This is a genomic window from Marinomonas aquiplantarum (assembly GCF_003314975.1).
Lineage (GTDB): Bacteria > Pseudomonadota > Gammaproteobacteria > Pseudomonadales > Marinomonadaceae > Marinomonas > Marinomonas aquiplantarum.
Genome location: NZ_QNRF01000006.1, coordinates 203,673 through 217,457, shown reverse-complemented (window position 1 = coordinate 217,457; position 13,785 = coordinate 203,673). Strand labels below are relative to the sequence as shown.

Sequence of the window (13,785 nt, the reverse complement as noted above, 5' to 3'; positions counted from 1 at the left end):
ATCACAGATTATATAGTCGGCTACTTCTGTCCAATAAGGCCGCATCAGTACAACAACATGATGTCACCTAATAGAGCGGAAGAACTGTACTGAAATATAACCGTGGCCAGTTTTACTTGACCACTACAACCAAACAAGGAGTAAAAATGAAGGATTTCAACCCGGATAACTATCCTCAGTTCATCCGCGTACAAGAAAAGGATGTCACATTAAAGTTTGTTTTCGATAACATCAGAAACATTGGGCTATCAGCACTAGTATTTGCATTAGGAGTAATAATCGCGAAAGGCGAACCGATAAGCTCTTTGCTATCAGTTCCCTATTCTGAGGTTGTTCTCGGCATTGTAATCTGCCTAAGCGGTTTCCTATTAGCAGTTTTAAACTTCATGCAGGGCGTTTTGGCAATTCTCGCATCGAAAAAGTTCAATATGGCCGTCTATATAATCTTCTCTCTGCTCTTACAAACAGCAGTATTTGAGGTTTTCTTTAAACAAGCATTCAAGATTATAAACAATTAACAAGGCCAGCCAGAGGGATGCCAAAACCGCCGCTTTGCTTGGTTTTGTCACCCCTGCTGGCGGCGTTAGAGCTACATAAACTATATCGGCATGGAATTATGAATGAGTAGTCGAATCGAGAATCAACAAATAAGTGAAACGATACCAGTTCACGGATTGATATCTGGAGCTAGCATAGGTACGTGGCAGGCAGACTATCCATTGACAGCTTTGGATTTTGAGCATATCAAAAATGGTAAACCTGTAACATTTAATTGGGCTAATAGCATTTTGTTGGCTACTGTGGGTTTTGGATTTAACATCTTGGGTAAAGGTGCAACAACTTTAGCTGGAGTAGAACAACAGATTTACATTGGAGAGTGGATTGCATTAGGTGCAGGTGTCGCTATTTCCATCATTCTATATATAGTAGGTTTGGCTCTGCCAAACGACAGAAAACGAGTAATGAAAGAGATCAAAGAACACTTCAATACGGCTCCAAAACAAAGATAAGTTGTATCGGGAGAAAACGAATGACTTATACAAGAAATAATCTCCCATCTTCATATCAGCCATACGAAAAGCTAACTATCTGTAGTAACTCATTAATTGGTGGTGGGCACTTGGTTGAATTAGCAGGAGCATTACCTTTAATTATTGGTTACGGGGAAAAACCACAAGTTTGGCTACAAGCGTTCAGTAATCCTGAAAAAATGGAGTTTGTTTCAGTCGTTGAAAATTCAGTTTCAAAGTTTCCTGCTGTCGAGGTTAAAGAAATTGAAGGCTCAATAATTATCACCATCCAAGGTAAGCAAGTATTGAAAGTTCGGAATGTATCAAATAGAGAAGCTGTTGTGGAAAATATGGATCTGAGGCCGATAGGCTTAAATCTTTATGGTGATGCTAATAACATGAATATGCCAAACGGTTCCTTTTCAGGAAATTCTATGTCTGGTGGGGGCGTTTTATTAGGCTTTGGTGGCTAGTAGCTCTAACAAGCAATTAAACAGGGATAAAAAACTTGTGGGCTATTCGCTTCGCTCAATTTTAGCCCGCAATTTTTTACCCGTTAATCGGGCGTTAGGCTTATCAAGAGTTGAAAATGACTAATCTTAAAACTGTAGAGTTAAAAGCATTCGTACCCTCAAAGGATTTTGAGCTGTCAAAGTCCTTTTACCATGACTTAGGTTTTGAAATGCCTTGGTCATCAGATGAACTAGCCTATTTTCATACAGGTAATACAAGCTTTCTTCTACAAAATTATTACGTCCAAGAGCTAGCTGATAATTTTATGATGCATTTACTAGTTGAGGATTTGGATAGTTGGTGGAAACACATTTTCGAAAAAAATATCGCTGAGAAATACAGCATTAAAACGGTTCCTCCTCAAGACCAACCATGGGGAATGAGAGATTTTGTGCTCATTGATCCAAGCGGTATCCTTTGGAGAATAGGGCAAAATAGTGAAAAAACCTAACAAAACTGTCAATCGGACATTTTTTGCTTCGCTCCATTTTGCGGTGGCTTCGCCACTTTACCGCAAAACTCCACTACACAAAAAATGCCCATTACAGTGGCGTTATATTTATGGGATTTTCTAGCAAGGTATTAATGTGGAAGTAGTTGAGAAGTTTATTCAATTTATCAAGAATGACATTTCCGGAAGATTAACGTCGTTTATTCTTGGAGTGATCGCAATGAGTGTAATGTATCAAAACTTTATTTTGGTGGAGAAAGACACTCAATTGCATAGCAAAGAACAACTGATAAATGTCAAAGAAGAAAGAATCAAGTCGATAAATGATCAAATCAACGTTCTTAAAGTTCAGCTTTCATACAAACCATTCAAAGACAAAAAAGAAGTTGAAGATCTAACTGCGCAGAATAAAGAGCTATCTGAGGAGAACGAGAAGCTTATTAGCTTAGTAACAGAGCTCAAAAGTATTAGCCAAAATACAGTTTCAGAAAATTTAGTAGAAGATTTTGCGAAATTAAAGAAATCTAATCTGGAATTGGAAAAGAGACTGGCAACTTACACTTCAAAGTACATTGTTGAAAAGGAAGATATACCATTAGGTAGAAGCTGGAATGGTTTTGATGGCGTTGTTGTTTTTGGCGTTGAAAACCTAACCGTAACTGGTGCAGGAGACATTAGATTTTCAGTTAATGGTAAAACAGAAGCCAAAAGAGTTTACCCAGGCGACCAATTCCAATTTACTCTAGGGGAGAATCAATACCTTTTAAACGTGGTAGCAGTCGAATATGTTTCTAGCAAGATAACAGTTAGTATCAGCAAAAAATATAACAATCCGCTGTAGTCGTTCGCTGGCGCTCACTGGGACAAAAACACGCAGGCCCCAGTCGCTTCGCTCCTAATTTTAGCCTGCGTATTTTTGCCCCTAAGCGGGGCGTTATGTGTGAAAAAGAAGAGTACCAATAATGAATCTAAAAACGACTTTTTTATTATTATGCGTATTAGGTACTTTATTACCTCTATCTCAGCTTATGCCGTGGCTAATTGAAAACGGACTTGATTTTCAACTCTTCTTTAAAGAACTATTCTCAACAAAAATTGGGGGTTTCTTTGGCATGGACGTGATCGTGTCTGCCGTGGTTTTATTTGTTTTCATTTTTGCTGAAGGTAAGCGTCTACAAATGGAAAAATTATGGCTTCCAGCTCTAGCTACATTAAGTGTTGGTGTTTCTCTTGGGTTGCCATTATTTCTCTATTTGAGGCAGGTTCAAATTGAAAGCAACACATAACAAAGCGCTCTTGTCGGAATCGTTCGCTGCGCTCACTCTCCGCAGAGCGCGGCGTTAGCTTACAAAAGGAATTTGCATGAATAAAATTATTGAAGCATTAGTTAATACTGGTCAGTGGGGTGAGAATGATGTAATCCTCGGAATTAGAGCCGGATTTAAATGTGAGTATTGCGATAAAGATTTATTAGTTTCTGTTGAAAATTATAAAGAGTGGTAAAAAGATCATATTATTCCTTTATCTAAAGGCGGCGAGGATATTAATGATAATATCGCCATATCTTGTAAAACTTGTAATGTGAACATCAAAGGGCGCTGGAATCCTGCTTGTGAATCAACTTCTGAGAACCCTACAAGACAAGAGTTAATTAGCATAGTTCGAGAATATGGTATTAAACGTAGAACCCAAATGTTAAGTGATATATGTTTATTCAGACAAATTGTGTTCGCAAAGTAAGCTAACAAAATAATTGGGGGCTCTGGTGCCTTTAATGGTTTTGCCTCGAATATAATCCGCGTGTGCTGTGGTCGTGATACGGTTTTGGAGTCCATGTAACATGAATCAAGAAGAGCTAAACGCCGTTTTTGACAAGCAGGCGAGTGTTTATGAAGAACAGCAAAAGAAGTTGGGACCCGTTCACGAGGGGCTTTACTTTCAGCTTGAGTGGATTTTGTCGGATTTACCTGAGTCTGCTCAAATACTCTGCGTTGGTTTAGGCGCTGGTGTTGAGCTTTCTTATTTAGCAAGCCGATTTCCTAATTGGCGCTTTACCGCTGTTGAGCCATCCGCTGCCATGTTGGATGTATGTCGCCAAAGAGCCGAACAAGAAGGCTTTATTTCTCGCTGTACGTTTCATGAAGGTTATGTGGAAACATTACCCGATATGGAACTTCATGATGCGGCGACTTGTTTTATGGTGTCTCAGTTTATTCTTGATAAGAAAGCCCGTGCGCAATTTTTCCGTGCCATATCAGAACGATTAAAAAGCCAAGCTATCTTGGTTAGCGCGGACTTATCCTCATCTGTTGGTTCAGCGGAATATGACGCTTTGCTCAAGGTTTGGGTCAATATGCTGCATGCTGCAAACGTTCCCGCTGGCGCCATAGAAAAAGTACATAAAACATGGGCAAAAGACGTGGCCATTTTGCCGCCAGATGAGGTGGTGTCAATTATCGAGCAGGGTGGTTTCCATTCTCCCGTGCCATTTTATCAAGCGGGTTTTGTGCATGCGTGGTTTTCCAAGAATAATTAGCAAATGAAGAGTCAGACTAAGAGCAAAAAACTAAAAGGGTCAGAGTAAAATTAAATATATTTTTACTCTGACCCTTTAATCTCCAAAATCCTAACCCCTTAAATTGGTCTCTTGATGTTTTTTGCATTTCCTTTAGCGATAGCCCTGTGCTTGTAACGAAAATAAGTGAGCATATTGACCTTGTTGGGCAAGTAGAGCGTCATGGGTTCCGCGTTCTTTGATTTGACCTTGACCCATGACGATGATCTCGTGGGCGAGGCGAACCGTGGAGAAACGATGGGATATTAAAATCGCCATCTTGTCTTTGGTGTGTTGTTGGAAGTGCTGGAAGATACTGGCCTCTGCTTGGGCATCCATGGCCGCTGTGGGTTCATCGAGAACCAGTATATCGGCTTCTTTGCGCATAAAGGCGCGAGCTAGGGCGATTTTTTGCCATTGGCCACCAGACAGTTCTTGTCCATCTTTAAACCAGCGGCCTAGCTGCGTGTGATAGCCACTTTCTAATTGGTCGATAAAGTCGGTGGCTTTGCCAAGTTCAGCGGCTTTTTGCCAGCCTGTTAGATCGTTGAAACGGTCATTGTCGCCTGCTCCTATGTTTTCACCGACAATGAATTGATAGCGTACGAAGTCTTGGAATATCACACCAACCCGTTTTAATAGGGTCGTTTCATCCCATTCAAGCAAATCTAAGCCATCGAGCAAAATTCGCCCTTCAGTTGGGTTATAAAGGCGAGTAAGTAGCTTAATTAAGGTGGTTTTCCCTGACCCATTTTCGCCGACAATGGCGAGGCTATGTCCGGGTCTAATATGCAGGTTGATTGCTGATAGGGCGGGTTTTGTACTACCTGGGTATTGAAAGCTGACATTCTCGAAGCGAATGCCATCGTTGGGCTTTGGGCCGACCAGTAAGCCTTGTTGTGATGATGGCGTTTCTTGTTCTAAATATTCATACAAGTTAGATAGGTAAAGATTGTCTTCGTACATGCCGCTAATCGAGGTTAACGAAGCGGATACCGAGCCTTGCCCTTGTTTGAATAGCAACAGATACATGGTCATCTGGCCTAATGTAATGGCACCTATAATAGTATCACTGACGATCCAGCCGTAAGCACCATAGAACACCAGAGTGCTGATGATGCCTAGCGTAAATCCCCAGCTTTCACGGCGTAGAATTAAACGCTTACTTTCTTTGAATAGCTTGAGAAAAATTTCCGTGTAACGCTGTAAGAAACGCTCGCCTAATTGATAGAGACGTACTTCTTTGATGTTGTCTTCCCTAGATAACAGGGTTTCCAGATAATTTTGCTGACGAACCTCTGGGGAGCGCCAGCGGAACATGATGAAGGCATCCCCTGAAAATTTGGCTTCAGCCACAAAAGCGGGTAATGCGCCGAGCACCAATAACCCCAGGGCCCAAGGGGAGAATTGCCATAATAAAATGGCAAAGCTTGTAAGGGAGATGGCGTTTTGGATCAGAGCGAAAGTTTTTTTGACCAGCGCGAGTGGACGACTAGACGCTTCGCGACGGGCGCGAACCAGCTTGTCGTAAAATTCGGAATTCTCAAAGTGTGAAAGTGTTAATGTCTGGGCTTTTTCCAGAATTAACATGTTGACCTTGTGCCCTAGTAAACCTTGCAATATGGCCTGTTGGGCAGTGATCGAGCGTTGGGCAGCGGCAATGATTAAAACCAAAATGCCTTCAACGACAACATAGTTAAGTGCGGTTTGATAATGCAGAATTTGGTCTTGCTGGTACATTGCCATGGCGGCGACCACCGCATCGACAATTAATTGCCCCACATAGGCCATAGCGGCAGGGACAGTACCCGCAATTAAGGTGGCTATTGCCAAACCAATGGTTAGCGCTGGAGAGGTTTGCCACACTAATTCAATAGCTCGACGACTGTAGCGAAACACACCTAACATGTTCTTATCGACGATATTTTTAGGTGCGGCAGCAGGCTTCATTGTTTGTCCTAGCGTTAATGAGTGCCTATATTATAAGGTATTTTTCGTGGCCATTAGGTATTTAAATCATCGCCCTTTATTGTCCAAAATTTCTGTTTTCTGTATTTTTGAGCCTATCGTTATATTAATCCTCAGGGTTAGAGTAAAATTAAATGCTAACTTCAAAGGCACAGGTGGTTCTTTAATAATAGGGTATTCCGCTAACTTAATTTAACGGCCCCTTGATCCCAAAGTATTATGCGTAAATCCGATAAAAAACTCGATAATCAAATCCGTTTAGCCCTGACGTGTGTGTGTGAATCCGCCTTAAAAAGCCTTAATGGCTTTGAGTGGTTAACCCACAGTGTGAATTATGATCGCTTTCCTGAGAGTCTGAAGGTGGTTTGTGTGTTTGATACCAATGAGCATCTTGAGGCGTTTAAAGCGTCTTCATTGAGTGGACAACTTGAGCAACAAATTCATGCTGAATTTAATGACTTGGACATTAAGGTGAAAAATATCCAAAGGCATGTGTCGTACGATACGGAAGAAAATTGTGACCAGTCTCATGATGGAAACTGGGCAAGAAGGCTGCAAGGTTAGCGGTTTTTTTTCATATTTCATTCTCAAACGTAAATGCCTGTCTGAAGAGCGTTTTGATTCAACGAGTGGTTCACAAGTCTCAAAGCGAGAATGTTGAAGATAAGAAAGAGCTAAGCTGTTGATATCATAAGCTAGTTGTTTATAAATCAAACAGTTGGACGGCTTTTACGGCCTGATTACATGGACCAATCATGCATTCACTAAGGAATCGGTACCTTATATGAGATTCGAGTTGGATCATTTCTTTATATTGACTGATCAGCCTGAGCAAGCGGGAGATTTGTTGGTGGCGTTTGGTCTGCAAGAAAGCTTTCGCCGGGATCACAAGGGGCAGGGAACTTCGAATCGTCGTTTTGAGTTTGCTAATGGCATGTTGGAGATCTTGTATCTGCGAGATGTGGAGGAAGCCAGAAATGGCCCAGCTAAGGAGATGTGTTTAGCGGAGCGAGTGGCACAGCCTGAGGCGTCACCTTTTGGTGTGGTTCTGACTCGAACCAGTGGGTCGGAATCGGTTAGGCCTTTTAAGGGGTGGTCTTATCAAGCCGATTATTTTCCCGCGCCGAATGCGTTCCATGTAGGGGATAATTCAAATCGTCTGCACGAGCCTTTGTGCGTGTATGTGCCTTTTATGGCACCAGTAGAACGCAGTATAGATGCAAATCCGTTGCGAACCCTTGCTGAAGTGACACTCTTGGTTCCCGCATAAGCCTTCTCTGACACCTTAGATAGCTTGTCATCGGTTGATAGGTTAAGCGTTGAAAGAGGCGATGAGCATCTCGTCGAAATGACATTAGGCGAGGGAGTGTGTGGGAAATGGAAAGATTTTCGCCCTCAATTGCCACTCAAAATTCACTGGTAACATGCGTTAATTTAACGACAAGGATGGTGTATGTTAGTCACGCCCAGTTTAAAGTATGAAGAGAGTTTTTATCGCTATGTTAAAGAGCTTGCTGATGAAGACCCTTATCCCTATCCGCTGACGTTTGATTATTCTGATTTTGCTCGCTATGTGACTCTGTTACAGCATTATTCTGAAGGCAAAGCGTTACCGGATTCCCTTGTGCCGAATACCACTTTCTGGCTGATTGAAAATAATGAGATGGTCGCTTGCTCTCATTTACGACACGTTTTAAATGATTCACTTCGCTTTGCTGGTGGTCATATAGGAGTGGGTGTACGACCGTCTATGTGTGGCAAAGGTTATGGTCGGAAAATATTAGATTTAACCTTAGTGAAGGCCTACAAAATGGACATTTCTGAAGTACATGTCCATTGTTATGAAAGCAATTTAGCATCAAGAGCCATGATTGAATCTGTGGGGGGACAGTTTGATTCCAGCACCTATATAGAGTCTAAGAACGAAAAGATACTCAGATTCATACATTCTCAGTGACTCAGAATCCACATCATATCTGTTTGGCTTATGCCTTTGACCTATCAATGAGTGTCATGAATTTCCGCCACGAAGTCGTAGCTGTCTCCTGGGAACCAAGAACGGGTAAATTCGACCGGTGTGCCTTCTTTATCGACACCGGTTCGTTCAATATACAGCACCGCAGCCTGTTCAGAAATATCCAATAACTGGGCGCGGTTATCGTCCAGTGTAATGGCTCGAATGCGCTGAAATGCTCTGACGGGACGTCGGCCTTGTGCTTCTAGAATCTCATACAGAGAGCCTTCAATGGCAAAGGGGTTATCCAGATAATGACTGGGCACGGTTGCCAGTTCCAGCGCCATTGGCTTGCCATCCACATAGCGCAGGCGATAAAAACGGACGACTTCTTCTTCGGGTGACAATTGCAAGGCATGGCGCTCATCGTCATGGGGCACACCAAGGGACCGATCAAGCCATTTGGCGGTGGTTTCTTTGCCTCTGTCGCGCATCACTTCGGTAAAGCTGCGCAAATGATTTAACGGTTGTTCCACTCGCTCACTGACAAAGGTTCCGGCGCCTTGACGTTGTGTCAGAACGTCTTCTTTTACCAGTTCATCAATGGCCTTACGAATCGTCACTCGGGACACATCCAGATATTTCGCCAAATCTCTTTCGGGCGGTAATACGTCACCATTCCCTAATCTTTCTTCTGCAATGGCCGTTTGAATGGCATTTTTTACCTGAATATACAGTGGGATGCCCTTCTTTTTAAGGGCATCAGATGGACCAAAAAGGTCGTTCACTCTATGTATCGTCATAATGTATTTCCTGAATCGACACTCCATGCCACTGTTAAATTCATGACCGAGTCCCCCGTTTCTAGGTGACTTTATTCATTCGTCACTCTGTCCAAGGTGACACCATTTTCATCAAAAACGTATACTTTGTGAGGCTCTATACCAAAGGAGACGGTGTCTCCCGCTTGAAAAGCCTGATCCCCGTCTACTTTTGTTACCAGCTCGCCTTCGTCTCCCAAATCCATATAGACATAAGAGACTTCACCAAGATGTTCAACGAGAGAAACAGAGCCTGTCAAAGGATTGTCCAGAGAGGCTTGAGTACAGTGCTCGGGACGCAAACCTATGGTCACCATTTGCCCTTGATGCAACTCTGAGCTGTTAACCGATGCGCTAATAATGCGACCGGATTCTAACATGACTTGCGTCGACTCAGGACCTTGTTGATGGATTTTCCCCGTTAAAAAGTTCATCTTAGGCGAACCAATAAAACCCGCCACAAACTGTGTTTTTGGTTGATGATACAGTTCAAGTGGGGCGCCGACCTGTTCAATGCGTCCCTTGTTCATCACCACAATTTTGTCGCCCAGAGTCATGGCCTCTGTTTGGTCATGTGTGACGTAGATCACCGTGGCCTGTAACTCTTGATGCAACTTACCCAACTCTACTCGTGTTTGTACCCGTAAAGACGCATCCAGATTAGATAAAGGCTCATCAAATAAAAATACTTTAGGTTCTCGAACAATCGCCCGACCAATTGCCACACGTTGACGCTGACCACCGGATAATTCACGCGGTAAACGCTCTAAAAGGTGATCGATTTTGAGTTTTTTGGCCGCTTCCAACACCTTGTTCTTAATAAAGGCTTTATTTTGACCTGCGATTTTGAGACCAAACGCCATGTTCTTATACACATTCATATGAGGGTATAAGGCGTAAGACTGAAACACCATTGCCACGCCACGCTTAGCAGGGGGGTTGGTGTTGACTCGCTGACCATCAATCATCAAATCGCCTTCAGAGATCTCTTCCAACCCTGATAACAGCCTCAGCAGGGTGGATTTTCCACATCCGGATTCGCCAATTAAAACAACGAATTCCCCTTCTTTGACTTCAAGATCAATGCCATGAAGAACTTCAACATCTTCAAAGCGTTTTTGAATATTTTTCAGTTGTAAATTTGCCATATTAAATCCTTCTAGTCGCAATCAAGCGACTACTTCACCGCGCCGCTGGTCAGACCACGGATTAACTGCCTAGAAAAAATGGTATAGAGAATCAGAACCGGAACAATGGCCATCGTCAGCGCCGCTAATACCGATGTCCAGTTGGTCACATATTGGCCCACGAACTGTTGAACCCCTAGGGTAATCGTCCTTGTTTCTTCACTCGGGGCGAGAATTAAGGGGAACCAAAGGTCATTCCAGATCGGGATCATGGTGAACACGGCCACCGTTGCCATTGCAGGTTTCAGCAGGGGCAAGATGATGCTAAAAAAGATACGGTATTCGCTGACCGCATCACATCGTGCGGCTTCCACTAGCTCTTTTGGAATCGTGCGGACAAATTCAGACAGAATGTAGACCGCCAAGGGTAAGCCCTGCGCTATGTACACCAGCACCAATGACGTTAATGTGTTGACTAGATTAAGTTCGACTATCAGTCGCAAAATGCTGACGGTACCGAGGCGAATCGGAATCATGATGCCCATCGCAAACAAAAAGGTAATCAGCAAATTCATCCGAAAACGGTACTCAGTGAGTGCCCAAGCAGCCATGGCGCCCAACAAAATCACCAAGCCCACCGCCAAAACGGTTACCAGCAAGCTGTTCCAAGCAAACAAGCCAAAGTCAGAACGCAACAGCACCTGTTCAAATCCAACCAGTGAAAATGTCTCACTGGTTGGCAGGGCCAATGGATCACGAAAAATCCCCTTACGGTCTTTGAAGGCATTCATAATGACAATCAAGATAGGAAACAAGGCAATGACAGTATAGGCGAGTAAGATCCCATGAATGGTCACACTCTTAGACATCTGGCCTGCCGAGGTGTTTTTAGGTAAAAAAACCTGCATTAATTTCATGATTGGGCCCTTTTAAAACTGGAAGCGTTGAATACGACGCTGAATAAAAAACAAGAACAGCATCACACCCACCAAGATAATTAGGAACATCAAGGTCGCCACCGCCGCGCCCATTGTGCTGCTACCTTGTTGCAACTGAAACCCGAAGAAGGTTCGGTAGAAAAAGGTCCCCAACAGGTCGGTCGAAAAGTTCGGCCCTGCGAGAGCTCCCTTTACCGCATAAATCAGTTCAAAGGCATTAAAATTGGCCACAAAGGTTAAAATCGACACCATCGCAATGGTCGGTAAAATCAACGGCAATTTTATGTGGAAAAAGGTTTGCATGGGGCTGGCGCCATCCACGGTACTGGCGTCAATAATGTCATCTGGAATATTCAACAAGGTGGCGTAAATCAGCATCATCGGAATGCCAACAAATTGCCAAACGGAAATAAAGCTTAAGGTCACCAGCGCACTGCCTTCTTTGCCCAGCCAGGCATCAAAGTATTGGCCTAAACCTATGCTGTATAAAAACTCTTCCGAAATTCCCCAAATGGGGCTGAGTATCAGTTGCCAAACAAAACCAATGATCACCACAGACAGCATGGTTGGCATAAAAATCAGGGTTCGATAACTGCTGGCCAGTCTTAACTTAGGGGAACTCAGCAACACGGCTAATAACAGTCCAATCGGATTCTGTAGCAGCATATGAAAGGCAAAAAACTGAAGATTATTGGACAATGCATTCCAAAAAGCAGAGGACCAATTTTCATCCGTTACCAAGGTGATAAAATTCTTTAAACCAACAAACTCGCTTTGCCCTGCCTGTTCCTCATAAAGACTGAGAATCAGGGTGTCGAGAAGAGGGTAAACGCTAAAGGTAAGGTAAATGAGTAAACCTGGCCCAAGAAACACCCATAGGTGCCATGGAAAAGGTTTGTGTTCTTTAGTACGTTTGGAAAACATCATGATTCACTCTCATCAATAAATGACAAGGAGGCGACGTCATTGGTCGTCTCCTTGTCATTTCACAGAACAGCGGCTGATTCAGCCATCTTTCTGTCATCTTTCTATCAGCGATCTTTCTATCAAGGATTCATGTTACTGCTGAGGTCCGTACCACTGTTCCAATCCTTGTTGAGTTTCAGTGGCCGCTTGCTCTGGTGTCATGGTGCCATTAATAACCTGAGCACTGACGTTCCACAGTTGGTTTTCCAGATTTGGTGTACCGCGAGAAAGAATCTGATACGAGTTACGAATCGTGGATTCGCACTGTTGGCGCCAACTGATAAAGGTTTGTGCCGCAGGGTCTTTTATCGCAACACTGTGATTTGACAGTGGGAAGAAGCCAGGCACTGCATTCGCAAACAATTCCCCAAACTCGGCGGAAGCCATCCAATTCAAGAAAATTTTGGCCGCTTCCTTATGCTTCGAAGCCGCATTAATGCCCATGCCAATGTCTGTGTGGTCACTGATATAACAGGTGTCACCTTGTTTTAGGACGGGAGGTGGAAAGGCACCAAATTCAAAGTCCGCCTGATTATTAAAGGTTTGAATATCCCAAGACCCCGCAGGGTAAATGGCGGCCCGACCTAGCGTAAATAAGTTCTGTGAGTCTGAATATTTCTGGGCTTCAAAACCGCGCCCCAAATAAGGTTTCCATTTTGCTAACTCTTTCCAAGTATCCACATACGCTTGGTCCGTTAGCTTAGCGGTGCCATCAATCAGACCTTTACGACCGGCTTCTCCTTTCCAGTAATTAGGTCCAATGTTTTGAAAGCCCATTGTCGCCGCTTCCCATTGATCGGCGGTGCCCATATCCAACGGGGTATAACGGCTTTCTGATTTGATTTTGGCCAACACTTTAAAAAACTCGTCTTGTGTTTTTGGCACCGTCAGATTGAGTTCTTCAAAAATCTCTTTGTTATAAATAAAACCGTGGATCACGGACGCCATTGGCAAGCAGAATTGCTCACGACCATCGTCTGTTACCCAAGCACTTTTCGCCACATCAGAAAAGTCTTCCAAACCCTTTAAGCCATTTAGCTTTTCAAGGTAACCAGAGTCAAAAAGCTGCAACGAAGCGTCGAAGGGGCGGCAAGTAATGATGTCGCCAGCTGAGCCTGCTTGGAGCTTTGCCTGTAAGGCGGAATTGTAGTCGGTCGGTGGGGTGGGGGAAAACTGTATCTTGATGTCTGGATGGTGCTTGTTAAAAGCGGGAATAATGGTATCAGACCATATATTTGCGTCGTCAGTTCTCCAGCTTTCGACATATAAGGTGTCCGAAGCTTGGGCCATGCCAGCCAACAATAATGTGGCAAAACAGGCTAGCTTGTAACTAGGTAAAGCGGAACATACTTTTCGCATGATAACTCTCCGATTGTGTTTTGTTGTTCTCTTAGTGTCATTTTCGTCATTGGTATTTCTTAGGTATTGTTATTTTTTCAAGATATCGCCAATAATGGGCAAATGTCAAACCAAAATAATCATA

Annotated in this window: 18 protein-coding genes; 12 read left to right on the top strand and 6 right to left on the bottom strand. The window is 43.4% G+C overall.

Annotation, left to right across the window (positions count from 1 at the left end; translation table 11 throughout):
* The first annotated feature begins 146 nt into the window (after positions 1–146).
* The 9 genes from DFP76_RS12910 to DFP76_RS12875 all read left to right on the top strand — a co-directional run bounded on the left by DFP76_RS12910 (position 147) and on the right by DFP76_RS12875 (position 4,510).
* A complete protein-coding gene (locus tag DFP76_RS12910) occupies positions 147–518 on the top strand; it encodes a hypothetical protein (RefSeq protein WP_113875041.1) in 372 nt (123 codons plus the stop codon).
* 102 nt (positions 519–620) lie between these two features.
* The gene (locus DFP76_RS12905) at positions 621–1,010 is read left to right on the top strand and encodes a hypothetical protein (protein ID WP_113875040.1); all 390 of its coding nucleotides are present in this window, start codon (positions 621–623) and stop codon (positions 1,008–1,010) included.
* Positions 1,011–1,030: 20 nt separating this feature from the next.
* Positions 1,031–1,483 carry a hypothetical protein gene (locus tag DFP76_RS12900; protein WP_113875039.1) on the top strand — a complete coding sequence of 151 codons (453 nt, stop codon included), beginning with the start codon at positions 1,031–1,033 and terminating at the stop codon, positions 1,481–1,483.
* Between the two features lie 116 nt (positions 1,484–1,599).
* On the top strand, positions 1,600–1,974 hold the full coding sequence (locus DFP76_RS12895; protein WP_113875038.1) for a VOC family protein: 375 nt from the start codon (positions 1,600–1,602) through the stop codon (positions 1,972–1,974).
* 136 nt (positions 1,975–2,110) lie between these two features.
* Positions 2,111–2,815 carry a hypothetical protein gene (locus DFP76_RS12890; RefSeq protein ID WP_113875037.1) on the top strand — a complete coding sequence of 235 codons (705 nt, stop codon included), beginning with the start codon at positions 2,111–2,113 and terminating at the stop codon, positions 2,813–2,815.
* A 121-nt stretch (positions 2,816–2,936) separates the two neighbouring features.
* Positions 2,937–3,260 carry a DUF2834 domain-containing protein gene (locus DFP76_RS12885; protein ID WP_113875036.1) on the top strand — a complete coding sequence of 108 codons (324 nt, stop codon included), beginning with the start codon at positions 2,937–2,939 and terminating at the stop codon, positions 3,258–3,260.
* A 76-nt stretch (positions 3,261–3,336) separates the two neighbouring features.
* On the top strand, positions 3,337–3,477 hold the full coding sequence (locus DFP76_RS18145; protein WP_181799849.1) for a hypothetical protein: 141 nt from the start codon (positions 3,337–3,339) through the stop codon (positions 3,475–3,477).
* A gap of 9 nt (positions 3,478–3,486) precedes the next feature.
* Positions 3,487–3,714, top strand: coding sequence for an HNH endonuclease (locus tag DFP76_RS18400; RefSeq protein WP_113875035.1), 228 nt, complete (start codon positions 3,487–3,489; stop codon positions 3,712–3,714).
* Positions 3,715–3,814: 100 nt separating this feature from the next.
* A complete protein-coding gene (locus DFP76_RS12875; protein ID WP_113875034.1) occupies positions 3,815–4,510 on the top strand; it encodes a class I SAM-dependent methyltransferase in 696 nt (231 codons plus the stop codon).
* A gap of 132 nt (positions 4,511–4,642) precedes the next feature.
* Here DFP76_RS12875 and DFP76_RS12870 read toward each other — a convergent pair whose 3' ends face one another.
* Positions 4,643–6,478 (bottom strand): ABC transporter ATP-binding protein, encoded by a 1,836-nt coding sequence (locus DFP76_RS12870; RefSeq protein WP_113875033.1) that lies wholly within the window; start codon positions 6,476–6,478, stop codon positions 4,643–4,645.
* A gap of 237 nt (positions 6,479–6,715) precedes the next feature.
* Here DFP76_RS12870 and DFP76_RS12865 point away from each other — a divergent pair, with 237 nt between their 5' ends.
* From DFP76_RS12865 to DFP76_RS12855, 3 genes are all read left to right on the top strand, one after another.
* The gene (locus DFP76_RS12865; protein WP_113875032.1) at positions 6,716–7,060 is read left to right on the top strand and encodes a Fis family transcriptional regulator; all 345 of its coding nucleotides are present in this window, start codon (positions 6,716–6,718) and stop codon (positions 7,058–7,060) included.
* Positions 7,061–7,280: 220 nt separating this feature from the next.
* Entirely contained in the window at positions 7,281–7,766 is a 486-nt protein-coding gene (locus DFP76_RS12860; protein ID WP_220150996.1) for a hypothetical protein, read from the top strand.
* 183 nt (positions 7,767–7,949) lie between these two features.
* Positions 7,950–8,453 carry a GNAT family N-acetyltransferase gene (locus DFP76_RS12855; RefSeq protein ID WP_113875031.1) on the top strand — a complete coding sequence of 168 codons (504 nt, stop codon included), beginning with the start codon at positions 7,950–7,952 and terminating at the stop codon, positions 8,451–8,453.
* A gap of 44 nt (positions 8,454–8,497) precedes the next feature.
* On the opposite strand, the gene DFP76_RS12850 is transcribed toward DFP76_RS12855, so the two are convergent.
* The 5 genes from DFP76_RS12850 to DFP76_RS12830 form a co-directional block, all read right to left on the bottom strand.
* Positions 8,498–9,253, bottom strand: a complete 756-nt coding sequence (locus DFP76_RS12850; protein WP_013795622.1) for a GntR family transcriptional regulator — start codon at positions 9,251–9,253, stop codon at positions 8,498–8,500.
* A 71-nt stretch (positions 9,254–9,324) separates the two neighbouring features.
* The gene (locus DFP76_RS12845; RefSeq protein WP_113875030.1) at positions 9,325–10,419 is read right to left on the bottom strand and encodes an ABC transporter ATP-binding protein; all 1,095 of its coding nucleotides are present in this window, start codon (positions 10,417–10,419) and stop codon (positions 9,325–9,327) included.
* Between the two features lie 29 nt (positions 10,420–10,448).
* Positions 10,449–11,315 (bottom strand): carbohydrate ABC transporter permease, encoded by an 867-nt coding sequence (locus tag DFP76_RS12840; protein ID WP_113875029.1) that lies wholly within the window; start codon positions 11,313–11,315, stop codon positions 10,449–10,451.
* A gap of 12 nt (positions 11,316–11,327) precedes the next feature.
* Entirely contained in the window at positions 11,328–12,263 is a 936-nt protein-coding gene (locus DFP76_RS12835) for a carbohydrate ABC transporter permease (protein WP_113875028.1), read from the bottom strand.
* A 132-nt stretch (positions 12,264–12,395) separates the two neighbouring features.
* A complete protein-coding gene (locus tag DFP76_RS12830) occupies positions 12,396–13,661 on the bottom strand; it encodes an ABC transporter substrate-binding protein (protein ID WP_113875027.1) in 1,266 nt (421 codons plus the stop codon).
* Positions 13,662–13,785: the final 124 nt, after the last annotated feature.